The 24,734-nt window shown below is 64.7% G+C and carries 25 protein-coding genes; 18 read left to right on the forward strand and 7 right to left on the reverse strand.

Annotated features, from left to right (window positions below):
• Positions 1–6: 6 nt before the first annotated feature.
• Positions 7–549, reverse strand: a complete 543-nt coding sequence (locus IPQ13_12350) for a YfiR family protein (GenBank protein ID MBL0211681.1) — start codon at positions 547–549, stop codon at positions 7–9.
• Positions 550–609: 60 nt separating this feature from the next.
• Entirely contained in the window at positions 610–1,104 is a 495-nt protein-coding gene (locus tag IPQ13_12355) for a rhodanese-like domain-containing protein (protein ID MBL0211682.1), read from the reverse strand.
• Positions 1,105–1,205: 101 nt separating this feature from the next.
• On the opposite strand from IPQ13_12355, the gene IPQ13_12360 reads away from it, so the two are divergent.
• The gene (locus IPQ13_12360) at positions 1,206–1,772 is read left to right on the forward strand and encodes a hypothetical protein (GenBank protein ID MBL0211683.1); all 567 of its coding nucleotides are present in this window, start codon (positions 1,206–1,208) and stop codon (positions 1,770–1,772) included.
• Between the two features lie 115 nt (positions 1,773–1,887).
• Here the strand turns inward: IPQ13_12360 and IPQ13_12365 are convergent, their stop codons facing one another.
• Genes IPQ13_12365 through IPQ13_12375 form a run of 3 tightly spaced genes read right to left on the reverse strand, consistent with a single transcriptional unit; the run spans position 1,888 to position 4,198 of the window.
• Positions 1,888–2,880 (reverse strand): RluA family pseudouridine synthase, encoded by a 993-nt coding sequence (locus IPQ13_12365; protein ID MBL0211684.1) that lies wholly within the window; start codon positions 2,878–2,880, stop codon positions 1,888–1,890.
• Positions 2,880–3,716, reverse strand: a complete 837-nt coding sequence (locus tag IPQ13_12370; protein ID MBL0211685.1) for a prolipoprotein diacylglyceryl transferase — start codon at positions 3,714–3,716, stop codon at positions 2,880–2,882. Before IPQ13_12370 ends, IPQ13_12365 begins: the two co-directional genes overlap by 1 nt.
• Positions 3,716–4,198 (reverse strand): hypothetical protein, encoded by a 483-nt coding sequence (locus IPQ13_12375; protein ID MBL0211686.1) that lies wholly within the window; start codon positions 4,196–4,198, stop codon positions 3,716–3,718. Before IPQ13_12375 ends, IPQ13_12370 begins: the two co-directional genes overlap by 1 nt.
• A gap of 94 nt (positions 4,199–4,292) precedes the next feature.
• Here IPQ13_12375 and lpxD point away from each other — a divergent pair, with 94 nt between their 5' ends.
• The 6 genes from lpxD (at position 4,293) to IPQ13_12405 (ending at position 10,966) form a co-directional block, all read left to right on the forward strand.
• Entirely contained in the window at positions 4,293–5,288 is a 996-nt protein-coding gene (gene lpxD, locus IPQ13_12380; GenBank protein ID MBL0211687.1) for a UDP-3-O-(3-hydroxymyristoyl)glucosamine N-acyltransferase, read from the forward strand.
• A gap of 7 nt (positions 5,289–5,295) precedes the next feature.
• Positions 5,296–7,785 (forward strand): ATP-dependent helicase HrpB, encoded by a 2,490-nt coding sequence (hrpB, locus tag IPQ13_12385; GenBank protein MBL0211688.1) that lies wholly within the window; start codon positions 5,296–5,298, stop codon positions 7,783–7,785.
• Between the two features lie 204 nt (positions 7,786–7,989).
• Positions 7,990–9,201, forward strand: coding sequence for a pyridoxal phosphate-dependent aminotransferase (locus IPQ13_12390; protein ID MBL0211689.1), 1,212 nt, complete (start codon positions 7,990–7,992; stop codon positions 9,199–9,201).
• 1 nt (position 9,202) lies between these two features.
• Entirely contained in the window at positions 9,203–9,979 is a 777-nt protein-coding gene (locus tag IPQ13_12395; GenBank protein ID MBL0211690.1) for a carbon-nitrogen family hydrolase, read from the forward strand.
• Between the two features lie 121 nt (positions 9,980–10,100).
• Positions 10,101–10,595: a GNAT family N-acetyltransferase gene (locus IPQ13_12400; protein MBL0211691.1), complete on the forward strand. Its 495-nt coding sequence runs from the start codon at positions 10,101–10,103 to the stop codon at positions 10,593–10,595.
• Positions 10,592–10,966 carry a holo-ACP synthase gene (locus tag IPQ13_12405; GenBank protein MBL0211692.1) on the forward strand — a complete coding sequence of 125 codons (375 nt, stop codon included), beginning with the start codon at positions 10,592–10,594 and terminating at the stop codon, positions 10,964–10,966. The genes IPQ13_12400 and IPQ13_12405 overlap by 4 nt, the downstream gene beginning before the upstream one ends.
• 220 nt (positions 10,967–11,186) lie before the next feature.
• Here IPQ13_12405 and IPQ13_12410 read toward each other — a convergent pair whose 3' ends face one another.
• Together IPQ13_12410 and IPQ13_12415 are read right to left on the reverse strand one after the other, a co-directional pair.
• Positions 11,187–11,915: a ComF family protein gene (locus IPQ13_12410; GenBank protein ID MBL0211693.1), complete on the reverse strand. Its 729-nt coding sequence runs from the start codon at positions 11,913–11,915 to the stop codon at positions 11,187–11,189.
• Positions 11,915–13,447: an amino acid permease gene (locus tag IPQ13_12415; GenBank protein MBL0211694.1), complete on the reverse strand. Its 1,533-nt coding sequence runs from the start codon at positions 13,445–13,447 to the stop codon at positions 11,915–11,917. The genes IPQ13_12410 and IPQ13_12415 overlap by 1 nt, the downstream gene beginning before the upstream one ends.
• A gap of 232 nt (positions 13,448–13,679) precedes the next feature.
• Between IPQ13_12415 and IPQ13_12420 the strand changes: the two genes are divergently transcribed.
• From IPQ13_12420 to radC, 11 genes are all read left to right on the forward strand, one after another.
• Positions 13,680–15,140 carry a DUF1624 domain-containing protein gene (locus IPQ13_12420; GenBank protein ID MBL0211695.1) on the forward strand — a complete coding sequence of 487 codons (1,461 nt, stop codon included), beginning with the start codon at positions 13,680–13,682 and terminating at the stop codon, positions 15,138–15,140.
• Positions 15,141–15,267: 127 nt separating this feature from the next.
• The gene (locus tag IPQ13_12425; protein MBL0211696.1) at positions 15,268–16,539 is read left to right on the forward strand and encodes an HlyC/CorC family transporter; all 1,272 of its coding nucleotides are present in this window, start codon (positions 15,268–15,270) and stop codon (positions 16,537–16,539) included.
• Positions 16,533–17,792 (forward strand): hypothetical protein, encoded by a 1,260-nt coding sequence (locus tag IPQ13_12430; protein MBL0211697.1) that lies wholly within the window; start codon positions 16,533–16,535, stop codon positions 17,790–17,792. The genes IPQ13_12425 and IPQ13_12430 overlap by 7 nt, the downstream gene beginning before the upstream one ends.
• 102 nt (positions 17,793–17,894) lie before the next feature.
• A complete protein-coding gene (locus IPQ13_12435) occupies positions 17,895–18,644 on the forward strand; it encodes a response regulator (GenBank protein MBL0211698.1) in 750 nt (249 codons plus the stop codon).
• A 187-nt stretch (positions 18,645–18,831) separates the two neighbouring features.
• On the forward strand, positions 18,832–20,070 hold the full coding sequence (locus IPQ13_12440; protein MBL0211699.1) for a DUF1015 domain-containing protein: 1,239 nt from the start codon (positions 18,832–18,834) through the stop codon (positions 20,068–20,070).
• A 79-nt stretch (positions 20,071–20,149) separates the two neighbouring features.
• On the forward strand, positions 20,150–21,028 hold the full coding sequence (locus IPQ13_12445) for a hydroxyacid dehydrogenase (GenBank protein ID MBL0211700.1): 879 nt from the start codon (positions 20,150–20,152) through the stop codon (positions 21,026–21,028).
• Between the two features lie 9 nt (positions 21,029–21,037).
• Positions 21,038–22,135: a 3-phosphoserine/phosphohydroxythreonine transaminase gene (gene serC, locus IPQ13_12450; GenBank protein ID MBL0211701.1), complete on the forward strand. Its 1,098-nt coding sequence runs from the start codon at positions 21,038–21,040 to the stop codon at positions 22,133–22,135.
• Positions 22,136–22,197: 62 nt separating this feature from the next.
• Positions 22,198–22,878 (forward strand): class I SAM-dependent methyltransferase, encoded by a 681-nt coding sequence (locus tag IPQ13_12455; GenBank protein MBL0211702.1) that lies wholly within the window; start codon positions 22,198–22,200, stop codon positions 22,876–22,878.
• Positions 22,879–23,110: 232 nt separating this feature from the next.
• Complete coding sequence (locus IPQ13_12460) at positions 23,111–23,509, forward strand: helix-hairpin-helix domain-containing protein (protein ID MBL0211703.1); 399 nt, start codon at positions 23,111–23,113, stop codon at positions 23,507–23,509.
• 8 nt (positions 23,510–23,517) lie between these two features.
• Positions 23,518–24,057: a hypothetical protein gene (locus tag IPQ13_12465; protein MBL0211704.1), complete on the forward strand. Its 540-nt coding sequence runs from the start codon at positions 23,518–23,520 to the stop codon at positions 24,055–24,057.
• Complete coding sequence (radC, locus tag IPQ13_12470; GenBank protein ID MBL0211705.1) at positions 24,057–24,734, forward strand: DNA repair protein RadC; 678 nt, start codon at positions 24,057–24,059, stop codon at positions 24,732–24,734. Before IPQ13_12465 ends, radC begins: the two co-directional genes overlap by 1 nt.

Here is a 24,734-nt window from a genome sequence, read left to right on the forward strand (position 1 = left end):
GGATTCCTACCAGACCTTCCGGGCGAGGCTGAGCAATTGGGCGCTCATGCCCAGGTTGTTCCAGCGGGCGACGCCCAGGTTGATTTCGAAGCGCGGAAGGTCGTCCTCGATGGCCAGGTTGATCATTACGCCTTTCTTGCCGAAGCCCTCTGTATCTCCCACGGTCAACACCGGCCGGTTCCCGACATGCGCCATGATTTCCTTCAACCGGCCCTTCTCTGAAGCGCAGATGAACACCATCTGGCAGCCGCTTATGACGCCTGGATCGTTTGAATACACGATCTTCACCGGGTGCCCCTTCACTTTCCGGGATGCGGCGGCTTCGTCCAGGCGATGGTCGAAGGGGGAAGCCCCAAGAACCAACAGCACAAAGGGTCTGGTGGCATCGCCCAGGCCCGCCTCGGGAGGCCAGGCCACGAATTCAGGGAACTGCAGGAGGAAGCGCGCTTTCAGGGTGTACTCGGGCTGCGGTTCCTGGCCCGCCACGCCGGCCCCCGCCAGCGCTGCGCCGGCCAGGACGATCGTGGGAATCCTCAAACTCCGGAGCATCACCATTCCGGAGGCCGGGTCCTGCGGGGAAGGTTGAAAACGCCCACCGGTCCACTCGGCTTAGGATTGGGCTTTGTAGACCGGCAGCTTGCCCGCGCGCCAGGCCCGCAGGCCGCCCTTGAGCACATACAGCCAGGTGAAACCATTGGCCTCGAAAATCGGCCTGGCGCTGTGGGAGAGTTCGTCGGTCTCATCCACCAGGACCACGGGTTTGCCCTTGGACTCCTTTCGGATTTCGTCGATGCGCTCCATGATCTCTGGAATGGGTACGGAGATGGCGCTGCGGATGTGGCCATGCTTGCCGAGGAATTCCTCGCGGGGGCGCAGGTCCACGATGATGGGCCTCACGCCGGGCATCAGCACCTCCAATTGGAGGGGGTCCAGCACGCCGCCTTTGCGCGAGCGGAGGGCCGTCGGCAGCTTGATGACCCACATGCAAAGCAGCACGGTGACGGCCAACACGGCGATGGCGCCAGGAATCAGGATCTCGGGACGATCGAGCAGCGGCGTTTCCACGGGCGGGACCAGCAGGGCGATGGCGGAGATTTCCATCATGGCGGCCTCTTCGAGGAGTTGGGTTGGAGGAAGTATGCCCGAAATCCTGGAACCTGCGCGCCCAGGCTGGCATTATTCAGATGCACCAACTGGGATCCGACTTGACACCTGCCGCCCGTTTCTCCTTGCCGTTCGTCCTCGCCGCACTGCTGGTGGGCTGCGGCAGCAGCGCGCCGGAGGCGGTTTCACTGGACCCGGATCCTCCCACCGTGCAGGTGGGCGAGCGGCTCCAACTCCGCGCCACCCCCAATGAGAATCTGGCCACGGAACCGGAATGGGAGCTGATGGATTACAACGGCGGGGGGCTGCTCAGCACCAAGGGCCTGGCCACCACGTATCTCGCTCCCAACCACGCCGGGACTTTCCGGCTGATGATTCACGCCAAGCGCCCCGATGGATCCACCGCCAAAGTCCAGCGCGAAATCCGGGTCCTGCCCATCTTCAAACCGGAGCCTGCCACGGCCATGCTGCAAGCAGGCCAAGTCCAGACCTTCACGGTAAAAGTCAGAGGTCTGGCGCGGAATGATGTCATCTGGAAGGCCGAGGCAGGAACCTTCAGCGAGGGCGGAACCTACATCGCTCCGACTGAACCTGGCACCTACCATCTCACGGCCACCAGCGCCTCGGATCCGAGCGTCAGCGCGACGGTGACGGTGATCGTGAATTAATCCCTTATCCACGATCGGTCAGTCAAGGACGCCACGAACAGACACGAATCCAAACCTTCGTGCTGGTTCGCGCCCCTTCGTGGCTATTCTCCCTCCAAAGGGAACGGCATTGGGATTATGCCGGCAGCGCCAGCCCTAGCCGCGCGGCGATCTCGCGGAATTCCTGGGGAATAGCGGCCTCCACCGAAATGCGTTCGCCGCTGACGGGATGGTCCACCGCCAGCTTCCAGGCATGGAGGAAGGGATGGGGCAGTTCCAGCGGTTCCTTGTCCACGTCCTGCCAGCGCATGGGCCCGCCGTAGAGGCCATCCCCCAGGAGTGGGGCCCGCATGTGCTGCAGATGCACCCGGATCTGGTGGGTGCGGCCGGTCAGCAGTTCGCATTCCAGGAGCGCGACGCTGGGCGTGCGGGAAAGCACGCGGATGCGCGTTTGCGAGGGGCGGCCTGAGCCTCCGATGGTCATGCGCATGCGGTCGGTGCGGTGGCGCAGGATCGGCTCGTCGATGAGCAATGAACCGAGTTGCGGCAATTTGGGCGAGTGGCGGACCATGGCGAGGTAGCGCTTTTCCACGCCGCGCTCCTTGAATTGCGCCTGGAGCGAAAGCTGGGCTTCCTTGGTCTTGGTCAGGCAGAGGCAGCCCGAGGTGAAGCGGTCCAGCCGGTGCACCAGCCCCGGCCAACCGCGGGGAGCTTCTTCTTCCTCGGGATCAAGCGCTGCTTCATCCTCGGCGAGGTCCACGATCGGAAGCGCGGCCTTCAGCCTTCCCAGCAGCGCATTCACAACGGTGCCGCCCGCGTGGCCCGGTCCAGGATGCACGACCATGCCCGAGGGCTTGTCGATGATCCAGAGCTGGGCGTCTTCGAAGAGCGTGGGCAGTTCAATGGTCTCAGCGAACAAATGGCGGGCCGGAGGCGTCATGTCCGGCAACTCGGTTTCGATGACATCGCCCGCTTTCAGCTTCCTGCCGCCCTTGGTAGGAACTTCGCCATTGAGCAGCACGCGGCCTTCGCGGATCCACTCATCCCACTTGTTGCGCGGGACCTCCGGCAGATGCTCCGAAAGGAAGCGGTCCAGCCGCGGATATCCCGTTTCAAGTTCAATGCGCATCAGGCTTCCTTCGGGGTTGCTTTGGGTGGGCTGTAAGGCAGGCGTTTCCGTGAGAAGGCCCAGATGGCGATGCCCAGCACGATGAAGCCGATGGCCGTGAGGCGGCCGGTGGTGAGCCAGGCCTGGCCCAGCCAGGCCCCCCGGTCCAGATCGCCGCGCCACAATTCCACGATGACGCGGCCGATGCCTTCCAGGATGAAGTAGAGCGAAAAGATCTGGCCTTCGAACTTCCGCTTGCGGCGGGCCAGGACCAGGATTCCGCAGATGAGCAGGTTGGTCCCGAAGTGGTAGAGCTGCACCGGATGGATGTGTTCGAAAAGGGGCGTTCCTGACAATTGCTGGGCATCCGGGCTCGTGAAAGTGACTGCCCACGGAAGATCGCAAGAGGTGCCGTAGCAGCACCCGGCCATGAAGCAGCCGATGCGGCCGATGGCCTGTCCCAGGGCCACGGCTGGAACCAGCGAGTCGCCCGTTTTGCGCAAGGGCAGGCCCGCTTTCGGGCGCAGCTTCCAGAAGAACACGATGGCCGCGGCGATGATGCCGCCGTGCACGGCCCCGCCGGCCCTCAGCATGCCTACGGTGAAGATGTCGCGGAAGGCCATGTGGCCGTCGCCGCCTACGGGGGTCAGGAGGCCAACGATGATCATCAGGGCCTTGGATCCGATCACACCCGCGATGAGCACCGCGATGGCCAGGTCCGTGACCGCTTCACCTGACAACCCGTCGAGGCGGCCCTGGCGTTTCGCCAGAGCCAGGGCGGTGAAAAAGGCCAATGCCATCATCAGGCCATAGGTCCCGATGCCGAAGCTGCCGATGTGGAAGAGGTAGGGATGCATCAGGAATCCTTATGGTCGGGGATGTCCCGGAGCCGCGCGGGCGGCAGGTCCAGGGCCGTGATGTCGAAACTGATGATTTCGCCGTAGGGCCGGAGCAAGGGCATGAGCCTGGTCACGACCAGGGGCCGGAAGGCTGCATGGAACTCCTGCGCCAGCAGCTCCCGAGGTTTCCCGCTGATGCGGAATTCCCGCACCTTTCCGGTGCGCAGCTCCTGCAGTTCCGCCTTTTCCAAATGCGGCTCCACCAGCGCCAACACCTGGATCCGGACCGATTCGGGCAGGGGTCCGTGGTCCACAGCAGGGGCGGGCGCAAGCTTCGCGGTGGCGGTGAGGCGGCGCACGGTCCAGGCGGAATAAGCCAGGACGATGGCCAGGAGCCCCAGGCAGATCAGCATCCAGCGCCGCTCCGAGGGATGGGCCGGTCCTTCCAGGCTGCGCGAGGAATCTTCGTGGGCGTCGGCGGGTTCGGTCACTGGGCTCATGGACGGGAGGATGCAATCATGGATAAGGGCCATCTGGGATCGGCAGGCAGCTCGCGGGCCTGGCAGGCTCTAGGGTTTGGAAAACGGAGGATCCATGCACAAGGGAAGCATCACGGCCCAGGAATTGGCCCATGCGCTGAACGGCACGCTTCTCCATTGTCCCCCAGGAATGCTCCTTCACGAAGTGCGCCCTCTGGATGAAGCAGGGCCGGGGCATCTGAGTTTCCTCGCCAACCCGAAGTACGCCTCGAAAGCATTGAAGGCCGAAGCGGGCCTGATCCTGGTGGACGCCAAAACCTTATTGGGCGACCGCCCGGTGCTGGTCGTTGAAAATCCCTACTGGGCCTTCGCCCAGAGCATCGCCTGGCTGCATCCGGAACCCGAACCCGCATGGGAGCCGGCGCCCATCCATTCCACCGCTGAGATTGCCGCCGGCGCGCGCATCGCTCCTGGCGTGACCATCGGAGCCCGCACGGTCGTGGGGGATGGCTGCGTGCTGCACCCGGGCGTCCATATCGGCGATGACTGCGTGCTTGGCGAGGGCTGCGAACTTTTTTCCGGCGTGGTGCTCTACCGGCGCACCAAGGTCGGCCAGAACGTGCGGATCCACGCCAACAGCGTGCTGGGCAGCGATGGCTACGGCTACGTGCTGGTGGACGGGCGGCACCAGAAAGTGCCCCAGATGGGTTGGGTGGAGGTGGGCGATGAAGTCGAAATCGGCGCCTGCGTCACCGTGGACCGCGGCGTGCTGGGGCCGACGCGCATCGGGTCGGGCACCAAGGTGGACAACCAGTGCCAGATCGCCCACAACGTGCAGGTGGGCGAGCACTGCCTCATCGTGAGCATGACCGGCATCAGCGGCTCTTCCAAGATCGGCGACTATGTGACGCTCGCGGGCAAAGTGGGTGTGGTGGGCCATATCGAAATCGGCGCCCGCAGCATCGTCGGCGGCGGCAGCATCGTGGCCAAGAGCCTGCCCGAGGGCAGCTTCGTCACGGGCTACCCCGCGCGTCCCCACAAGGAATGGGTGGAGGCGCAGGCCGCCGTGAACCGCCTGCCGAAAATATTGAAGAAACTGCAGCGTGGTTGATGGGGTGATGAAACCGCTTTCCCCGCTTCCCATCGACCCGCTGCTGCCACAGGTTCTGGCCTCGCTGAAGCACATCCCGAACCTGGTCATCACGGCCGATCCTGGGGCGGGGAAAACCACGCGGGTGCCCCGGGCGCTGCTCGATGGCGGCCTGCTCTCGGAGGGCGAATGCTGGGTGCTGGAGCCGCGGAGGCTGGCGGCCCGGCTGGCGGCCATGCGCGTGGCTGACGAATTGGGGGAAGGCCTCGGGGAGCGCGCGGGCTACGCGGTGCGCTTCGAGCAGAAGGTTTCCAAGGCCACGCGCATCCGTTTCGTCACCGAGGGACTGCTGCTGCGGCGGCTGCAAACTGATCCGTTATTGAACGGCATCGCCGTGGTGGTGCTGGATGAATTTCACGAGCGGCACCTGCACACGGACCTGGCCATCACCCTGCTGCGGCGGCTGCAGCTCGAAGATAGGCCGGACTTGAACCTGCTGGTCATGTCCGCCACGCTGGATGCGGGTCCTGTGGCGGCATTCCTGGACGCACCGGTGTTGCAAAGCGAGGGCCGCGTCTTTCCGGTGGATTTGAGCTATTCCGATCGTCCCGATGACCGGCCGGTTTCAATCCAGGTGGCCGAAGCCGTGGAGCGACTATACGCCGCGGGCCTGAAGGGCCACACGCTGGTTTTCCTTCCGGGCGCGGCGGAGATCCGCGCCTGCATCAAGAGCTGCGAGGGCCTTGCTCAGCGCCTAGGATTGCGCATCTTTCCGCTTCACGGCGAGTTGAGCGCCGACGCCCAATCCCAGGCCATCGCGCCATCCTTCATTCCCAAAATCATCCTGAGCACCAACGTGGCGGAGAGCTCCGTGACGCTTGACGGCATTGGCGCGGTGGTGGACTCGGGCCTGGGCCGCGAAGCCCAGCACTCGCCCTGGAGCGGCCTGCCGAGCCTGCGCACCGCGCGCATCAGCCAGGCGCGCTGCATCCAGCGGGCGGGCCGGGCCGGCCGCACCGGGCCTGGCTTTTGCGTGCGGCTGTTCACGGAAAGCGAGTTCAATGCGCGGCCAGCCTTTGACACGCCGGAGCTGCGGAGGGCGGACCTGGCCGAGCCCATGCTGGTCCTGCATGGCCTGGGCATTCCCTCGCCCGGCGATGTGGATTGGTTCGAAGCGCCGCCCCCGGCCTCCGTGGAGGCGGCGGAAAAGCTGCTGCGCTGGCTCGGGGCCCTGGACTCAGGAGGCACGTTGACGACAGTGGGCCGGACCATGCTCCAGGAACCCCTCCACCCGCGCCTGGGGCGGTTGGTGGCGGCCGGTGACCAGTCGGGCATCCCGCGCCTGGCGCGGCTGGCCGCGGCCCTGCTGGAGACCGGAGATCTGGCGGCGAGGCAGAACCTGGATCATGCCCAGCCCGCCGATGGCAGGCCGGTGCTTTCAGATCTGCTGCTGCGCCTGGATCAATACGCTGAGGTCGAAGCGGCCCATTTCAACGCGGGCGCCTGCCGTGCCGCGGGCCTGGATGGCGCGGCTGTGCATCGCGCCCACCAGGCGGCCAAAAGCCTGCTGCGGGACGCGCCGGATGCCGATGAGCCATCCGATGCGGAAGCCCGGTTGCTGAAGGCCCTTCTGCGGGCCTACCCGGACCGCCTGGCCAAGCGGGGCGGCGGGGCCACGGTCGCCTTTGTGGGGGGAGGCGGAGCCAGGCTGGATGCCCGCAGCCGTGTGAAAACGGATCTTCTGCTCGCCCTGGAGGCCGACCAGGTCAAGCGCGGGGCCGGAAGCGAAACCACCGTGCGTTCGGCCTCCGCAGTCGAGGCGGATTGGCTGTTGGAGGTCTTCCCCGAGCGGCTGAGAGACACCGAGGAACTGGTGTTCAATGCCTCGAAAGATCGGGTGGAGCGCATCGTCCGGCTATGGTTCGAGGACCTCTGCATCGATGAAAGCCGCGGGCCCGCGCTGGGGGGCCAAATCGGAGTCGCGGACGTGCTGGCGGATGCGCTGCTGCGGAAAGGCCTCGGCGAGGACCAGGACAAGGTGGACCGCCTGCTGGACCGAGCGGATTTCCTGGCCAAGCATCGGGAGGATCTGGGGCTTCCGGACCGCGAACACCTCCGCCACCGGCTGCTCGCCAAAGCCTGCGAGGGGGCCGTATCGCTGCGGGACCTGAAAGCCATCGACTGGAACTGGTCCCTGAAATCGATGCTGGGGGACGAGGCTGCGCGGTTGCTGGAAACCTGGGCGCCGGACACGGTGCAACTGCCCAAGGGCCGGCCCGCCAAAATCCAATACGGCGGCGAGTCCCCGTGGATCGAGGCCAGGCTCCAGGAATTCTGGGGGCTGAAAAAAGGCCCTGCCATCGCGGGCGGAGCCGTGCCGTTGATCCTGCATCTGCTCGCTCCCAACATGCGCGCCGTGCAGGTGACCACGGATCTCAAAGGTTTCTGGGAGCGGGTCTACAAGGAACTGCGTCCGGGTCTCTCCCGCAGATATCCCAAACATCATTGGCCGGAGTGATCCTCGAGCCGCCAAGGCGCTCGATAAAAGATGAACCACGAAGGCACAAAGACACTCAGTATCAAAAAGAAAAACCTTTTGGCTCTTCGTGTCTTTGTGGTCGGCTTTGAACTTTTCCTTCGTGGTTCCTGCGCATAATGCTTCAGTGAACTTCATGAACCGGACCGGCGCATGCCGGCCGAAATCTAGAGGAAGGAATTCACCGTGGCACTCTCCGAGTCGCTGGACAAAGTTTCACTGGGCAAAATCGTCGTCATCCGCGAGCAGCTGATGAAGGCGCAAGCGACGGGCCAGACCGTGTACCGGTTGGAATCCGGCGATCCGAGCTTTTCGGTGGCGCCGCATGTGCTCGCCGCGCTGCAGGCCGCGGCCGCGGCCGGGAAGACCCACTACATTCCCAATGACGGCATTCCCCAATTGCGGGCCGCCTTGCGGGACAAGCTGCGGCGCAAGAACCGCATCCCCGCGGTTACCGAGAACGACATCTTCGTCACCAACGGCGCCATGCATGCCCTCTTCGTGACCTTCTGCTGCCTGCTGGCCAATGGCGAGGAAGTCATCGTGCCGGACCCCATGTGGACCGAGGTGGTGGAGAACGTGAAGCTCGCCGGCGGCGTGCCCGTGGGGGTTCCGCTGAAATTCGAAAAGGGCTTCGAGTACGACCCCGCGGACATCCGGCAGCGCATCACGCCCCGCACCAGGGCCATCTTCCTGAACACGCCCCACAATCCCACCGGCGCGGTGCTGTCCAAGGAGACCCTGCTCGAGATCGTGGCCATCGCGGAGGAGCATGGCCTGTGGATCGTCAGCGACGAGGCCTACGAGGACGTGCTCTACGCGCCCAACCAGCATCATTCCATCGCCTCGCTGGCGCCCCACTACCTTGAAAAGATCGTCAGCGTCTTCTCCTTCTCGAAATCCTACGCCATGAGCGGGCTCCGGGTGGGCTGCATCGTCACCACCAGCGCCAAGCTCCAGAGCCGCATCCCGAAACTGCTGCGCTGCACCATCAATGGCGTCAACAGCGTGGCGCAATGGGCCGCGCTGGCCGCCCTCGAAGGCCCCCAGGACCAGATCGCGGAGATGCAGGCGGAATATGCCGTGCGGCGCGGGCTGCTGTTCGACGCCCTGACGGGCATCGAGGGCCTGCGCGTCTTCAAGCCCAATGGCGGATTCTGCATGTGGGCCGAGCTGGATCCGAAGCTCTATGCGCGGCTGGGCTGCGCCAACGCCGACGAGCTGTCGGAATGGCTGGCCAGGATGGGCATCGGCAGCGCGCCGGGCGATGCCTTCGGCGAGACCTGCCACGACGCCATCCGCTTCGCGTTCAGCTGCGATACGGCGATGGTGCGCGAGGGAGCCCTGGCGCTCAGGCGGGCATTGACGGGGCCGGGCCTCGCGGCCGCGGACCAGTGAGATGCGGGCCGCCATCGTCCAGATGCAGATCGTGGACGGTGATCCGGCCGTCAATCTGTGCCGCGCCGCTGAGCTGATCAACGCCAACCCCGGGGCGGATCTTTACGTCATTCCGGAGCTGTGGACAACGGGTTACGCGCATGGCTGCTGGAGCGATGCCGCCCGGAACTCGACTCCGGACATCTGCGGCGATCTGCAGGCACTGGCCGAGGCGAACCAGGCCTGGATCGCCGGCAGCATGATCAGCCAGAACGCCGAGGGGCACCTCGTGAACCGGCTCTGGGCCTTTCCCCCGGATGGCGAGCCGCCGGTCCATTACGATAAAGGCCACCTGTTCCGGCCCATGCAGGAGCACCTTCATCTGGCGGCAGGCAAACACCGGGTCCGGCGGCGCATCGCTGGTGTCGAGACCGCGCTCAGCATCTGTTTCGACCTGCGTTTCCCGGAAATGTACCGCCGCGATGCGGTGGACGGCGCGGAGATGTTCCTGGTGGTGTCCGAATGGCCCCATCCGCGCAGCGAAACCCTCCGCACCCTCGCCCGGGCCCGCGCCATGGAGAACCAGGCCTACCTCGCACTATCGAACCGCGTGGGCCGGGGCGCCGATGGCACGGACTTCTGCGGCGGCTCCATGGTCGTGGCGCCCGATGGCGCGGTCCTGGCCGAGGCGGGCGAAGTGGAGGCGGTCGTCTTCGCGGAAATCGATGCTGCGAAGGTGCGCGAGGCGCGCAGCGCTTTTCCGGTGCTGGGGCTCAGGGCGGAGGGGTTGGATTTCTGAGAGCGATCCTGTCCAGGTTTCTCGGCCAGGATGCCACGCGAAGGTCACGAATGGTGTCTTTGTGCCCGATTGGTGATTCTTCGTGGCTTCTTTCTTTGCGCATCTGTGGTTTCAATAAACCATGGCCGCCAAGATGACCTTCCGCCCCATCCGCCCCGAGGACGATGCCGCAGTGGCCGCCATCATCCGCACGGTGATGCCGCAGTTCGGGGCGGACGGTCCTGGCTTCGCCATCCATGATCCGGAAGTGGATGGAATGCGCGCGGCCTATTCGGTTCCGGGCGCGGCCTATTTCGTGGTTGAAGCGGAGGATGGCCGCGTCATCGGCGGGGGCGGCATCGCCAGGCTCGAAGGCGGGGAACCCGGCGTCTGTGAATTGCGGAAGATGTATTTCCTGGATGAAGCCCGCGGCCTCGGCATGGGTGAAAAGCTGCTGCGCCACTGCCTTTCCGTGGCAACGGAGCTGGGTTATCAAACCTGCTACCTGGAAACCCTGAGCGGCATGGACGCCGCCATGCGCCTCTATGAAAAGCTCGGTTTCAAGAAGCTCTGCGCGCCCATGGGAGCCACGGGCCATGGCGGGTGCGACCGCTGGTACGCGCGGGAGCTGCGGTGATCATCGGCCTCGGCACGGATCTATGTCCGCCTTCGCGGTGGAAGCATCTGGTCGAACGGTTCGGCGCCGAGAAGTGCGCGAACAAATTCCTGCACGCGGACGAGGCCGCCTACCTGCTCGGGGGGAACCGGGAGCGCCTGGCGGAACGGCTGGCGGGACGCTGGGCGCTGAGGGAGGCCTTCGGAAAAGCCCTTGGGCTGGGGCTGAGCGGATGGTCCTGGAAATCGCTGCGCTACATGAACGGGAAACTGTGGCCGGAAGGAAACCTGCAAGGCCTTCTCGCCTCCCGCGGCATTTCGCGCATCCATGCTTCCATCAGCCACGATGGGGACATCGCCATGGCCTTCGTGGTCTTAGAGCGTGTTGTATAATTCCCCGCGGCGCCGGGGGGGGGGGGCGCGGGGGCGCGGGGAGGGGGGGGGCCGGGGGGCGGGGGCGCCCCCCCCCCGGGGCCGGGGGCCCCGGCGGGGGGGGGGGGGCCCGCCCCGGGCGGGGGGGGGGGGCGGGCGGGGGGGGCGCCCCCCCCCCCCGGGGGGGGGGGGGGGGCCCGGGGGGGGGGCGCCCCGCCCGCCCGCCCGCTAAAACACGCTCTTAAAGCGCCCGGAATAGCGTCAGCACGCGGATTTCCGTGGCCCCGGCTTTCCGGAGCCGCTGCGCGCAGCGCAGCAGCGTGGTGCCCGTGGTCCAGACATCGTCCACCAGCAAGATGGTCCTGCCTTTGATATCCGCGCGTCCATCCAACGCAAAGGCTTTCTGGGGCAGGCGCCGCCGCCTGCTTTCCGGAAGGCCCGCCTGGCGCGGACTTCGGATGGATTTCCGGAGCAGCGGCGCAAAGGGTTTCGCGATGCGTCCAGCCAGGATCCGGGCCACGTCTTCCGCCAGATCGAAGCCCCGGCTCCATCTGCGCCAGGGGTGGGCGGGCACCGTGGTGACGAGGTCCACTCCCGAAGCGAATTCCGGTAGAGGCGCTGTTCCAGCGCGGCCCAGCAGCGCCGCCCGCCAGCCCCATTCGCCGGCCTTGATGCCGGGCATGAGCAACGCGCCCAGGGCCGGCCGGCCGCTGTGGTAGTCCCACAGCGCGTCGCCATGGGTCCAGGCCACGGGTTCAGGACATTCGCGATCGCTGCCGTGGGCCAGGGCGCAACGCCCGCAGCGGTCCGGCGGCAGCGGCGCGAGACCCGACCAGCAGCGTCCGCATAGTCCCGCTTCTGAACCTTCCCGAAGCTCGCCCAGGCAGCATCGGCACCGCAGTGCTTCGCTACGCAGACGCAAAAAAGCTCCCAGGAAGGGGAGCTTTTTCGGCATTTCGAATGAGGGCACTAGACTTCCCCCGACTCCATCTGCTTGCGGATCACGCTGTGGTGGCGGCCGTAGAAGAAGTAGATCGCCATGCCCAGCGCCAGCCAGGCGAGGAGCCTCAGCCAATTCGCGGCAGGCAGGGAGAACATCAACAACAGGCACATCAGGATCCCCATGATCGGCACCACCGGCACCATGGGGCAGCGGAAGGGGCGCTCGGCATCGGGGTTCGTGCGCCGCATGATGAGCACCGCCCCGCATACGATGACGAAAGCGAACAATGTGCCGATGTTCGTGAGGTGCAGAAGCGCATCGATGGGCAGGAACCCGGCCAGGCAGATCACGAAGACGCCGATGGCGATGGTGGATTTCCAAGGCGTCCGAAAGCGGGGGTGCACATCGCCGAAGAACCCTTTGGGAACCAGTCCGTCGCGCGCCATCGCCATGAAGACCCGGGGGCCGCTGAGCATCATCACCAGGAGCACGGAGGTGATGCCCGCCACGCCTGCGGTCGCGATCAGGCCCTCGGCCCATCCGATGCCCTTGGCTGCGAACGCGAGGGAAACCGGTGCGGCGGTGTCGAGCTGGTCGTACTTGACCATGCCGGTGAGCACAGCCACCACCAGGATGTAGAGAATGGTGCATACGACGAGCGAAGTCACGATGCCGATGGGCACGTCGCGCTTCGGATTCTTCGCCTCCTCCGTGTGGGTGGAAACCGAATCGAAGCCTATATAAGCGAAGAAGATGATGGCGGCTCCGGCGAGCATTCCCCGGGGTTCGCCGGTGGGCGACAGTTGTCCGGCGATGTGGTGGCCGAAGAAACTGAGGCCTGTCCAGCCGTAGGGCGCGAAGGGATTCCAGTTGGCCTTCTCGATGAAGAAGGCGCCCACGCCGATCACGAAAAGCACGGCGGCCACCTTGATGCCCACCATGGCGGCATTGAAGTTGGCGCTTTCCTGGATGCCCTTCACCAGAACGGCGGTCACGATGATCACGATGATGACGGCCGGAAGGTTGATGAAGGATCCTGTGGAATCGAATCCACCCGTGGCCGCGTTGTATTTCCAGGGGGATTCGGTGAGGAGCTTGGGGACATGGATCCCCAATTTGGCAAGCACGTTCTGGAAGTAGCCCGACCAGCCGGTGGCCACGGTGGCGCTGCCCACGGCGTATTCCAGCACCAGGTCCCAGCCGATGATCCAGGCGAACAGCTCGCCCAGCGTGGCATAGGCGTAGGTGAAGGCCGAGCCGGCCACCGGCACCATGGCTGCGAATTCCGCATAGCAGAGCGCCGCGAAGATGCAGGTGATGCCAGCCACCACATAGGAGAGCATGAGGGATGGCCCCGCGACGTTGTGCGCGGCGGCTCCGGTGGCCACGAAGATGCCGGCGCCGATGATGGCCCCGATGCCGAGGGCCGTGAGCTGCACGGGGCCGAGGATCCTGCGGAGCCGGTTCTCGCCTTCGCCTTCGGCTTCCTCCAGCAGAAGCTTCAATGACTTGGTGGCGAAATACTGGTTCCTGGTCGGTGGGCGGTCGGCCACGGGCATCTCCTGCGGGACAACACGGCTGAAGGCCGTCTGCTATAAATAGATTTGGGTTGGCGTTCAGGTCCCCACCTACGGCCTGGTTGCCCTGGATTTCAGGTGAAGATCTCTGAAGATGCCCCAGGGGTCCGCCAGGGTCAAGGAGAACCTGTCTCGGTCCCATGCGGATCCTGGGCTTGGCGGCTTTGCGCTGGGACCGGGATTCGGGCAGGCTGGATCATCCACTGGAATCCAAATGAACCAAGCCCTCTGGGAAGACTGCGCGCCCTCCAAACGCTGCGACTGGGTGGACCAGCTGCGGGGCTGGGCCGTGCTGGTGATGATGGAAGTCCATTGCGTGAATGTGTGGCTGGACCTGGGCCGGCGGCCGGACTGGCTCAACTACCTGAACGGCTTGGTGGCGCCCAGTTTCCTCATGTGCGCGGGCTTCAGCCTGGTGCTTTCCACCTTCCGGTCCGACGGCACGCTCCGGCCCTTCAAAGACAGCTTCAAGCGCTACCTCTTCATCCTGGCCTGCGCCTACGCGCTGCACGCGCCGGGCCTGACGCTGGCGGAATGGACCGTGCTCGCCACGCAGCACAAATGGCGGGAGCTGTTCAAGATCGACGTGATGCAGTGCATCGTCTATTCGCTGTTGATCCTCCAGGGATTGGCGAGGGCCTTGAAACGGCCGCGGATCTTCACCTTCGTGGCGCTGGCCTTGGCCATCTACATTCCCTTCGTGGCTCCCTACCTCTGGGCCCATGGCATGGCGGATGGGCTCTGGCTGCCGGTCCGCGGGCTGTTCAACGGCAATGCCGACCGCGGAGTGCAGGCGCTCTTCCCGCTCTTTCCATGGTTCGCCTTCGTGGGATTCGGCGCGTTCCTCGGGGGCGCCTACCGCTGGGCGCGGCAGGAGGAGAACTCGGAAGGCAAGGCTTCCTGGACCGAGGGGCGCTTCCTGGCCGCGCTGTTCATAGCGGGCTTGGCCCTGTGGGCCTGGGGCAGCCATGCCAAGGCGGACTGGCTCTGGAAGGGGACCTGGGTCCAGGATCCCGGCACCAAGGCCTGGCTGTTGAATGGCCAGTGGTCCTGGAACGAGTTGAAGAGCCTGCACAACACGACGCTGCCCAGCGTGGCGGACCGCCTGGGCTGGATCTGCATGGGCGGAGCTTGCTTCGGATTGATCGAGGGATACCGCCGCAAGCTGAAGGGCGCGAACTGGATCGGCGCGGCCAGCAAGGAATCCCTGCTGCTTTACATGCTGCACCTGAACTTGATTTTCGGACTGCTCCTGGCCCAGCCCGTGCTGGCCATCACGGGCCTGGATTGGAACACCCAGGGTTGGCCGATGACGCTCCTCCTGACGGCCCTGGTCATCGGCGCCAACATCGCAGTTGCCCTGTGGTGGCAGCGGGTCCGCAAGGACGCTGAGCGCATGAGGCAGCTCCAGCACCTGGCCGTTTCGGCCCTGGCCATCTGGTTCCTGGCCGGGGGCTGGTGGACCTTCCGCTACTACCTGCGCAGCCCCGAGCTGGCCCGGGAGCCCTATGTGTTCCTCAACGCCGCCAGGGCCCGGAAGCTGCTTCCGTCCACGCCCGACGGCCTGACTCGAAATGCCGACGAATATTTCCGCGAAGCCGAACGCCGGCGCGTGAAGCTCAGTGATGAGGCCAAAGTCAAGATCAGGGAACAAATTGAGCGCAGGGGAAATTAGGCCTGAGGTACGAGGTGCGAGGTTCGATGTTCAATTTGGCGGCGGCCAAAGGCCGCATCATCCAGTGCACCAAAGGCGCACCCCTCATAGCTCATAGCTCATAGCTCATAGCTGATAACCTACTCCTGTGACCGATCCAAGCAGCAGCAACATCCATTTCTGGCTGGGCTTCGCCGTGGCCGCGCTCCTGATCTACCGCGCCGGCATGGCTACCTTGCTGGCGGCCTTCCATTCCCTGTCCTCGGTGCAGCGGCGCAGGCTGCTGGAGGAAGAGGCCATCGCGGACCCGGTGCTGGCGGGGCTGATGGCGCGGCCGCTGATCCTGCGCATGAGCCTTGGCTTTTGGAGCCAGATCCTGCTCGCCCTGCTGCTGCTGTTCATCTGGCCCTTCCATGGCATCCTGCCCGGCGGCGGATGGGCCCTGGCCGCTTCGGCCCTGGTCTATCTCTGGGCCCTCGATCTGGCCCTGCCGACGCTGCTGACCTGCCGGAATCCGGCGGCCTGGATCGTCCGGCTGTTCCCCATCTACGCGCCGTTCCACCGCCTCCTGTTTCCACTGGTGGCGCCGATCGCCCGGGTCATCGAGCGCCAGCGGCAGGAACAGGAATTGGCGCGGGATGCGGACGACGAGGACGCGACCGAGGACGCCGTGACGGCGCTGCTGGAAGAAGGGGAAGCCGAGGGCATCCTCGAAGAGACCGACAGCGCCCTCATCCGCAATGTCGTGAGCTTCGGCGACACCGTGGTGCGGGAAGTGATGACGCCCAGGACGGCCCTGGTGGCCCTCCCCGCCGATGCGTCCGCGGGCGAAGCCTGGTCCGCCTTCCGGAAAAGCCGCCACTCGCGGATCCCGCTTTATGACGGAGGGATCGACAAGGTCGTGGGGGTGCTGCTGCTGAAGGACCTGCTGCAGCATTCCGAGTCCCAGGCCCTGGATCTGCGAGGCCTCATGAAGCCGGCCCAGTTCGTCCCCGAGAGCAAGCCCATCGAGGAATTGCTGCGGGACCTCCAACGGGCCCGCGCTCAGATGGCCATCGTCATCGATGAATTCGGCGGCGTGTCGGGCCTCGTCACCGTGGAGGATCTGCTGGAGGAAGTCTTCGGCGAGATCCGGGACGAGCACGAGGGCGCCGTGGACATCATGGAGCAGGAGCCGGGCGTGTTCATCGTCTCGGGCAAGGTCCACGTGGAAGATCTGGAACAGCGCATGGGGCTTTCCTTCGAGCGCGATGGCTTCGACACGGTGGCGGGCCTCGTCATGGCCCGCCTGGGCCGGGTCCCGGAGGCAGGCGACCAGGTGGCCGTCGAAGGCGCGAGGCTCACGGTGATGCGCATGAAAGGCCCCCGGATCCTCCAGGTGCGGGTGGAGCGGACCGCTGAGGCCGCGCCCGGATGCTGAAGAAGGTCCTCGCCTGGTGCACGATCCTTGCGCTGCCCATCGCGCTGATCCAGGTCCGCCGCCGGGAAAAGCGGCGCCTCACGCCTCAGCCCCGGGGCATGGTGCTCGGACTCTATGCGGGGATGCCCGACTACGACTACCGCGAAGAGCTGGACCGCATCGCGGCCACGGGTGCCACCTGTGTCAGCCTCCAGGCCATCTACCGCATGGATCGCTACGATTCCAATGAAGTGGTGCGACATCCCACCAGCAGCCCTACCGACGAGGCCCTGCTGCGCACCTTCCGACAGGCCAAGGTCCGCGGCCTGCGCATGATGTTCTTCCCCACCATCAACCTCCGGGCCGAAGCGGACAACGAGAAATGGTGGCGGGGCAACATCCGGCCCAGGGACTGGGACGCCTGGTGGAAGAACTACACCGCCTTCAACGTGCGCCTCGCGGAACTGGCCCAGCAGGGCGGCGCGGAGTGGTACAGCGTGGGCACGGAGATGGCCAGCACCCATCCCTTTCCGGACCGCTGGCGCGCCCTGGTGGACGCGGTGCGCCAGGTGTTCCGCGGCAAGGTCGCCTACAGCGTGAACTTCGACAGCCACGACAGTTTCACCTTCGGCGGCTGCCTGGATGTCATCGGCATCAACACCTATGATCCCATCGCCAAGCACGATGAATATCCGCGCCCCGAGCAGATCCGCGACGAGTGGTGGTGGATTGTGAACAAAGCGCGGACCCTCCAGGCGCGGTTCAATCGGCCGGTGATGATCACGGAGGTGGGCTACCCCTCGGTGGCCCACGCCCACGTGGGGCCCTGGGATTTCCGCACGGACAAACCGTTGGATCTGGCCCTGCAGGACCAGTTGCTGAAGGGGGCCTTCGGCGTGCTGCGCAACTGGTCCGACGGCGAAGCGGTGTTCTATTACCTCTACGGCGAGCATCTCAACCAGAAGCCCGTGGGCGGGCCCCGGGACCGGACCTACGCCATCTGGGGCAAGCCAGCCGAGCGGACCGTGCGGGACTATTTCGCCCTGCCCATCTTCGAAGGCCACATCCCGCCCAAACCGTCGGACATCCATGCGGCCGTGATCGAGTCCCTGGTGGCGCAGAAACGGAAGGAACGCGATTACGAAGATGGGAAGGTCGCCCCCTGGGCGGAGCAATGGATGAAAGAGCACCCTTCGGATCTCCGGGCGGTGCTGGAGGTCGTGGACCGCGAGCCCCTGCCCGTGAAGAAGATTGCCAAGGGCCGGGAGCGTTGATGCGCTGAAAACCCTGTTTCCACCGATCAGGCCGGGAGCGGCCGCCGAAAATCTCATTTCTTGCCGGAAAGGAAGCGCGGTCCACGCTAATCTCTACCCATCATGGCACTTCCCCGCAGCCCCTCCCCCGAGCCGGACAAAGCTACGCTGAAAACCGTCCTCTTCGTGGAGGACGAGGTCAGCACCTTGCGTTTCTACAGCGCAGGACTCCGGGGATTGCACGAATTCAAGTTCCTGCTGGCGGAAAACGGGCAACAGGCCCTGGATGCGCTGAAGGCCAACAATGTGGATGTGGTGGTCACGGACCTGAACATGCCTGTCATGGACGGTTTCACGCTCATCACGCGCCTGACGGCCAAGTACCCCTCCATCCCGGTGCTGGTGGTATCGGGGCTGCCGGAACCCAAGGCGGGCCAGGAGGCCTTGAATCTGGGCGCCATCCGCATCCTGTCCAAACCCCCGCGCCTTTCGGTGTTGATGGAAGAGATCCGGGCCGCGGCGCAGCGCAAGGCCGAGGGCCTGGTCAAGGGCATCAGCCTCGGCAGCCTCCTGCAATTGCTCAACTGGGAACAGAAGACCTGCACCCTCACGGTCCGCAGCAATGGGCGGGTCGGTATGGTGTACCTGCGCCAGGGCGAGGTGGTGAGCGCCGCCTACCGCGAACACGAGGGCATCGTCGCCGCCTACGAAATCCTCTCCTGGGACCGCCCGGAAATCGAATTCGTCGAGGCCTGCCGCATGGACCGGATCATCGACCTGCCGGTGGCGGAACTGCTCATGAACGTGGCGATGATCACCGACCAGGCCGCCCGCACGCAGACCGGCGCGGAGCACGAGGAAGGCCGCCCATGAAGGCCTAGGACCGGATCCAGGTCCGGCCCATCCGCCCAGTCCGGCCGGAAGCAATCCGCTCCATCGTGATTGCCCGGGGAAAAGACTTTCGTCACAGAAGGTATTTCAGGGAGCCGGAAGGGCGGCCCCCAGGGAATAATGACGGATGTGCGGCCCTGTCCCGGGCCCCCTCCCCAGGCAGGTGTCCATGTCGCAGTTGAAGCCCTTTCGAGCCCACCGCCCCCGGCCCGACCTCGCCGCCCAGGTGGCGGCGGTGCCTTACGATGTGGTGAACACCCAGGAGGCGCGCGCGCTGGCGGAGGGCAATCCCCACTCCTTCCTCCATGTGGGCCGCCCGGAGATCGACCTGCCGGACCAGACGGACATCCACGCGGACGAGGTCTATGCCAAGGGCGTGTCCAATCTGAAGCAGCTCATCGAGAATGGCACCCTCGTCCAGGAGGACGCGCCTTGCCTTTACGTCTACCAGCAGCGCATGGGCGGCCACGTCCAGGCCGGGCTCGTGGGATTGTGCTCGGTATCCGAGTACGAGACGGGCGCCATCAAGCGCCATGAGTTCACGCGCCAGGACAAGGAGGACGACCGCACCCGCCACGTCACCGAACAGGCCGCCAATGCCGAGCCCGTGTTCCTGGCCTACCGCGCCGTTCCCTACATCGACCATATCGTGGACGATGTGCGGAAGGGCCCGCCGGTCTATGACGTGGTCACGCCCGACGGCATCGGCCATACCGTGTGGGTCATCCACGATGAAACCGTGGTCCGGGAACTGGTGAACCTGTTCAATGGCGTTCCCGCGCTCTACATCGCCGACGGCCACCACCGCACCGCGGCCGCCATCCGCTACGGCCAGGCCCGCCGAAAGGCTGCGGCTGGCGCCTCCGGCGACGAACCCTTCGAGAGCTTCATGGCCGTGGTCTTCCCCCACGACCAGCTCAAGATCATGGACTACAACCGCGTGGTGAAGGATCTGAACGGACTCGACCCGGACGCCTTCATCGCCAAAGTGAAGGAGAAGTTCGAGGTGGCCATCTCCGCCCACCGCAGCCCCCAAGAACCCAACACCTTCGGCATGTACCTGGGCGGCACCTGGTACGGATTGAGGGCCAAGCCGGGCAGCTTTCCCGCGTCCGACCCGGTGCGCGGCCTCGACGTCAGCATCCTGCAGGAGAACCTGCTGGCGCCGATCCTCGGCATCCAGGATCCCCGGACCGACACCCGCATCGATTTCGTGGGGGGCATCCGCGGCATGGATGAATTGGAGCGCCGGGTGAAGGAAGGCTATGCCGTCGCCTTCTCGCTCTATCCAACGTCGCTCACCCAGCTCATGTCCGTGGCCGACGCCGGTGAAGTCATGCCGCCGAAATCCACCTGGTTCGAACCCAAGCTGCGCTCGGGCCTGCTGGTGCGGATGTACGAAGGCTGAGAAGTCAAAAAGTCGAAAAGTTAAAAAGTTGAAAAGTCGAAAAGTTGAATGGATTGACAAAGACAACACAGGAGTCCCCATGCTGATCCTCATCGCAGATGCCTTCGATCCCAGCCTTCCGGGACGGTTGGCCCAGTTCGGAGAAGTCACCCAGGACATGGCCCGCCTCAAGGAGGCCAACGTGCTGCTCATCCGCTCCAAGACCAAGGTCACCAAAGAGGTGGTGGACCAGGCCCCGGCCCTCAAGCTCGTGATCCGGGGCGGGGTGGGCCTGGACAACGTGGACCGGGAAGCCTGCAAGGCCCGCGACATCGTGGTGAAGAACACCCCCCAGGCTTCCAGTGTGTCCGTGGCCGAGCTCACCATGGCGCTGATGCTGGCGGTGCCGAACTGCCTCGTCGAAGCCCACAACAGCATGAAGGACGGCAAGTGGCTTAAAAAGGAGCTGAAGCGCACGGAACTGAAGGACAAGACCCTCGTGATCGTCGGCATGGGACTCATCGGGCAGGAAGTGGCCAAGCGGGCCCACGCCTTCAGCATGAACGTCATCGGCGTGGATCCCTTCATCCTGGGCTCCGCCCTGGCCAGCGAGGTGGCCGCGCGGCTCGATGAGGTGCTCGAAAGGGCCGACTACATCTCCTTGCACACGCCGTTGACCGATGTGACCAAGGGTCTGATCAACAAGCAGCACCTCGACCTGATGAAGGACGGCGTCGTCATCATCAACACCTGCCGGGGCAAGGTGGTGGTGGAGGAGGATCTCGCGAACGCCCTGAAATCCGGAAAGGTGGGGGCCTACGCCACCGACGTGTACTACAACGATCCGCCCGATGCCGCCTCGCCTCTGCTGAGCGCCCCGAACGTGCTGATGACGCCCCACATCGGCGGCAGCACCAAGGAGAACCTGCTCCGCATCGGCAACATCGTCGTGGACATCCTCACCAGGTTTGGAAAATAGGAGCGAGCCATGACCCATCGCGTGATCAACTTCTACGCCGGCCCCGCCGGGTTGCCCCTGCCCGCCCTGGAGCGCGCCCAGGAGGAACTGCTCGACTTCGCCGGAACGGGCATGTCCGTCATGGAAGTCAGCCACCGTTCCAAGGAGTACGAGGCGGTGCACAACGAGGCCATCGCCCTCACCAAAGAACTGATGAACATCCCCAGAAACTACAAGGTGCTGCTGCTCCAGGGCGGAGCGCATCTCTCCTTCGGCATGATCCCGCTGAACCTCCTGCGGGGCGGCCGCAAGGCCGACTACATCGTCACGGGCAACTGGGCGGAGAAGGCCTACAAGGAAGCCAAGCTCGTGGGCGGGGAAAATGTTCGATTGGCGGGTTCAAGCAAGGATTTGAAATTCGCCCGCCTGCCCAAGGCCGAGGAGCTGAACATAGGCCAGGACAGCGGTTTCGTGCACTTCACGTCCAACAACACCGTGGAAGGCACGCAGTGGAAGGAGTTCCCGAAGACCGACAAGCCTTATGTCTGCGACATGAGCTCGGACATCATGTGGCGGCCCTTTGATGTGTCGAACTTCGGCCTGATCTACGCCGGGGCCCAGAAGAACCTCGGTCCTTCTGGCGTCACCGTGACGATCATCCGTGAGGATTTCCTGGAGCTGTGCGAGGCCCAGGACCTGCCCAGCTACCTGCGCTACAAGATCCACGCGGAGAAGGACAGCCTCTACAACACGCCCCCGACCTTCGGCATCTACCTTCTGCGGAACGTGCTGGCCTACAACAAGTCCATCGGCGGACTTTCGGCCATCGAGGCCAACAACCAGCAGAAGGCCAGCCTGCTCTACGGCTGCATCGACAAGCACCCGGGCTTCTACAAGGGCTTCGTCACCGAAAAGGCCGACCGCTCCGTCATGAACGTGGACTTCTTCATGCCCACCGAAGACCTCACCGCCACCTTCGTCAGCGAAACCAAGAAGGCCGGCATGGTGGGCCTCAAGGGCTACCGCGACATCGGTGGCATCCGCGTAAGCACCTACAACGCCGTGAGCGTGAAGGACGTGGAAACCCTCGTGGACTTCATGGAAGAGTTCGTGAGGAAGAACGGATAGGCAGTAGAATCCTGGGGGTGCCTACATCCGCGCCCCGGAACCGAATCCAGTCTGAAACGGACATGCTCCCTCCTTCGCTGTCCATCCCAGAGGCCATCGCCTCCGCCCAGGCGCGTGTCATGCGGACTTCCCACCGGGGAGCGCGCTGGATGGGCGGCTACGCCAGGATGAAGGTCGAGCGGGACTGGATCTACGCCCAATTGTGCGAGCGGATCCCCCCTGGGGCACGGGTGCTGGATCTGGGTGCTGGAATGGGCCTGTTGGGGCTGGTGCTCGAGGAGCGCAAGCAAGGCCACGCGGTGCACGGCATCGAATGGGATGGCCGGAAAGTGGCCTTCGCGCGACGGTTGGCCCTGTCCGGATCAGCCTGCCTGGTTCACCAGGGCGACATTCTCAAGGATCCATGGCCACCGTCGGATATCGTGGTGCTCGTCGATGTGTTGCATTATTTTCCAGAACAGATCCAGAAGGAGCTGCTCCATCGGATCGCGCATCACCTGGAATCCGGCGGAATGCTGCTCATGAGGGTCATGGACCGCGAAGCCAAGGGCAGGGCATGGCTCACCCGCCTGATGGAACGGCTCGCTGTGTCGCTGAAATGGAACCGTGCGCCGGACCTGCATTGGCGTGGCATCCGCGAGATCCTGGCGGATCTTTCGGCTGCAGGTTTACAACCCGCCCTCGGTGCATCGGATTCCCGGCTGCTGGACGGCAATTGCCTGGTCATCGCTTCGAAGCCTTGAGCCGGGATTTTCAAGAAGGTTGAACTTAAGAAATTGTAATAATTTAATATATATTAAAATTATTAATACACTATTTAAATATTATAATTATTAATCATGGCGAATAATATCATTATAGTGTAATTAATAAATTACAAAATATTAATATTATTAATTTTTAAATATTGTATTTATTATATTTATAAAATGGCACAAATCTCGATGTTACTTGTTTGCCTGAAAGGAGGCATTCATGAACATCACACTCTCCACCCTCACCCGCGCCCTCGTCGTTGCGATGGCCCTTCCCTTGGCGGCTGCCGGGGTCCGAACGGCCAAGGCCAAGACGTCGGCTCCTCAGCACCCCATCAACCTCAACAGCGCGACGGTCACGGAGCTGATGCAGCTGCCCAAGGTCGGCGCGAAGACCGCCGAACTCATCGTCAAATTCCGCAAAGAGCACGGCGGGTTCCGCCGCTCCGAGGAACTGATGAATGTGAAGGGCATCGGCGAGAAGTCCTTCGTCAAGCTCAAGCCCTACCTCAACGTGGGCGCCGGCGGTGCCAATGCGCTGGAAGCGGCTCCAACCCCGGCCAAGGCGGCTGCCCCCGCCAAGGCTTCCCGCCCCAACTCCGCCTCGGCGCAGAAGTAGGTGCGGCCATGACCAAGAGCATCGGCGAGGTTCCGTGTCCCGTTCTTCCGGCTCCGGCTTCCCGCCGCTGCTCAAGGGGTTTCTCTCTCACTGAAGTCTGCATGTGCTTCGGCATCGTCGGCATCCTGGGCGGCTTCGGCGCATCGGCGCTGTCCCTGTCGAGCGCCGGTCTGGCCTCGGTCCAGCAGGATCTGGACGGGGCCTTGTACCAGGCTTTCCACCAGGCCAGGGCTCAAGGGCGGAATGTGCAGGTGGCCCTGGGCGCCAAGTCCGCTTCATCGGATGTGCTGCCCGTGGCCCTGCCCAGGAACGTGCGCTGGGGCAAGCCCGCGAGCGTGCCGCTGCCCCCGGGCATGGCCAAGCCGGTGCTGGCCGATAAGTCCGGCGAAGCCCATGGGCGGATCACCGTGACGCCGCGCCACACGGCCACGGCCACGGTCTGGTTCCTCACCGATGGCAAGGACGTGCTCTGCCTGCGCATGGCCGGCCATGGGGAGCGCCAACTGCTCCGCTGGCGCGCTGCCAAACGGACCTGGGGGCGGGCCTGATGCGCATCGTGGATCTTTCCGCCGATCAAAGACCCCGTGAACGCCTCCTGGCAGGCCACGGCGAAGGCCTGAGCGAGGCCGAAGTCCTGGCTCTTTTGTGGGGCACGGGCCAGAAGGGAAAAAATGCGGTGGAGCTGGCCCAGGAACTGCTCACCCGCACGGGCGGACTCTCGGGCTTGCTCCAGCAAGGGCTCCAGGATTGGATTTCCCAGCAAGGAGTCGGTCCGGCCAAAGCCTGCCAGCTCTGGGCCGCCCAGGAACTCTGCCGCCGCTCACAACGCGCCACGGTGCGCCCCCGGATCAATTCGCCCAAGGCCGCCGGGGCCTATTTGATGCCCCGCTGCCAGGGCTACGCGGAAGAACGGTTCGGCCTGCTGGCCTTGAACGCGAAAGGCGACCTGCTCGCCGAGCGCATCCTCAGCCAGGGCACCAGCACCGCGACCCTCATCAGTCCCCGGGAGTTCTTCCGCGAAGCTCTGCGTTTCGGCGCCACCTCCGCGCTTGCATTCCACAACCATCCCAGCGGCGATCCCTCACCCAGCCGCGAGGACATCCAATTGACGCGCCGGTTGAGGACCGCGGGCGAAAGCCTGGGCGTGGCGCTGGCAGACCATCTGATCCTCGGGTGCGAGAGCTTCCACAGCTTCCGCGCCGCCGAGGGCTGGGACCGGGAGTAG

The organism is Holophagaceae bacterium (assembly GCA_016720465.1).
In the GTDB taxonomy this organism is placed as follows: Bacteria; Acidobacteriota; Holophagae; order Holophagales; family Holophagaceae; genus JANXPB01.

Coding starts and splice junctions, on each gene's coding strand:
- IPQ13_12465 (MBL0211704.1), top strand. CDS start 23,518: ATGACCAAGAGCATCGGCGAGGTTCCGTGTCCCGTTCTTCCGGCTCCG.
- IPQ13_12435 (MBL0211698.1), top strand. CDS start 17,895: ATGGCACTTCCCCGCAGCCCCTCCCCCGAGCCGGACAAAGCTACGCTG.
- IPQ13_12445 (MBL0211700.1), top strand. CDS start 20,150: ATGCTGATCCTCATCGCAGATGCCTTCGATCCCAGCCTTCCGGGACGG.
- serC (MBL0211701.1), top strand. CDS start 21,038: ATGACCCATCGCGTGATCAACTTCTACGCCGGCCCCGCCGGGTTGCCC.
- hrpB (MBL0211688.1), top strand. CDS start 5,296: ATGAAACCGCTTTCCCCGCTTCCCATCGACCCGCTGCTGCCACAGGTT.
- IPQ13_12370 (MBL0211685.1), bottom strand. CDS start 3,716: ATGCATCCCTACCTCTTCCACATCGGCAGCTTCGGCATCGGGACCTAT.
- IPQ13_12420 (MBL0211695.1), top strand. CDS start 13,680: ATGAACCAAGCCCTCTGGGAAGACTGCGCGCCCTCCAAACGCTGCGAC.
- IPQ13_12375 (MBL0211686.1), bottom strand. CDS start 4,198: ATGAGCCCAGTGACCGAACCCGCCGACGCCCACGAAGATTCCTCGCGC.
- IPQ13_12430 (MBL0211697.1), top strand. CDS start 16,533: ATGCTGAAGAAGGTCCTCGCCTGGTGCACGATCCTTGCGCTGCCCATC.
- IPQ13_12440 (MBL0211699.1), top strand. CDS start 18,832: ATGTCGCAGTTGAAGCCCTTTCGAGCCCACCGCCCCCGGCCCGACCTC.
- IPQ13_12350 (MBL0211681.1), bottom strand. CDS start 549: ATGCTCCGGAGTTTGAGGATTCCCACGATCGTCCTGGCCGGCGCAGCG.
- IPQ13_12395 (MBL0211690.1), top strand. CDS start 9,203: ATGCGGGCCGCCATCGTCCAGATGCAGATCGTGGACGGTGATCCGGCC.
- IPQ13_12400 (MBL0211691.1), top strand. CDS start 10,101: ATGGCCGCCAAGATGACCTTCCGCCCCATCCGCCCCGAGGACGATGCC.
- IPQ13_12415 (MBL0211694.1), bottom strand. CDS start 13,447: ATGCCCGTGGCCGACCGCCCACCGACCAGGAACCAGTATTTCGCCACC.
- IPQ13_12460 (MBL0211703.1), top strand. CDS start 23,111: ATGAACATCACACTCTCCACCCTCACCCGCGCCCTCGTCGTTGCGATG.
- IPQ13_12365 (MBL0211684.1), bottom strand. CDS start 2,880: ATGCGCATTGAACTTGAAACGGGATATCCGCGGCTGGACCGCTTCCTT.
- IPQ13_12455 (MBL0211702.1), top strand. CDS start 22,198: ATGCTCCCTCCTTCGCTGTCCATCCCAGAGGCCATCGCCTCCGCCCAG.
- radC (MBL0211705.1), top strand. CDS start 24,057: ATGCGCATCGTGGATCTTTCCGCCGATCAAAGACCCCGTGAACGCCTC.
- IPQ13_12355 (MBL0211682.1), bottom strand. CDS start 1,104: ATGATGGAAATCTCCGCCATCGCCCTGCTGGTCCCGCCCGTGGAAACG.
- lpxD (MBL0211687.1), top strand. CDS start 4,293: ATGCACAAGGGAAGCATCACGGCCCAGGAATTGGCCCATGCGCTGAAC.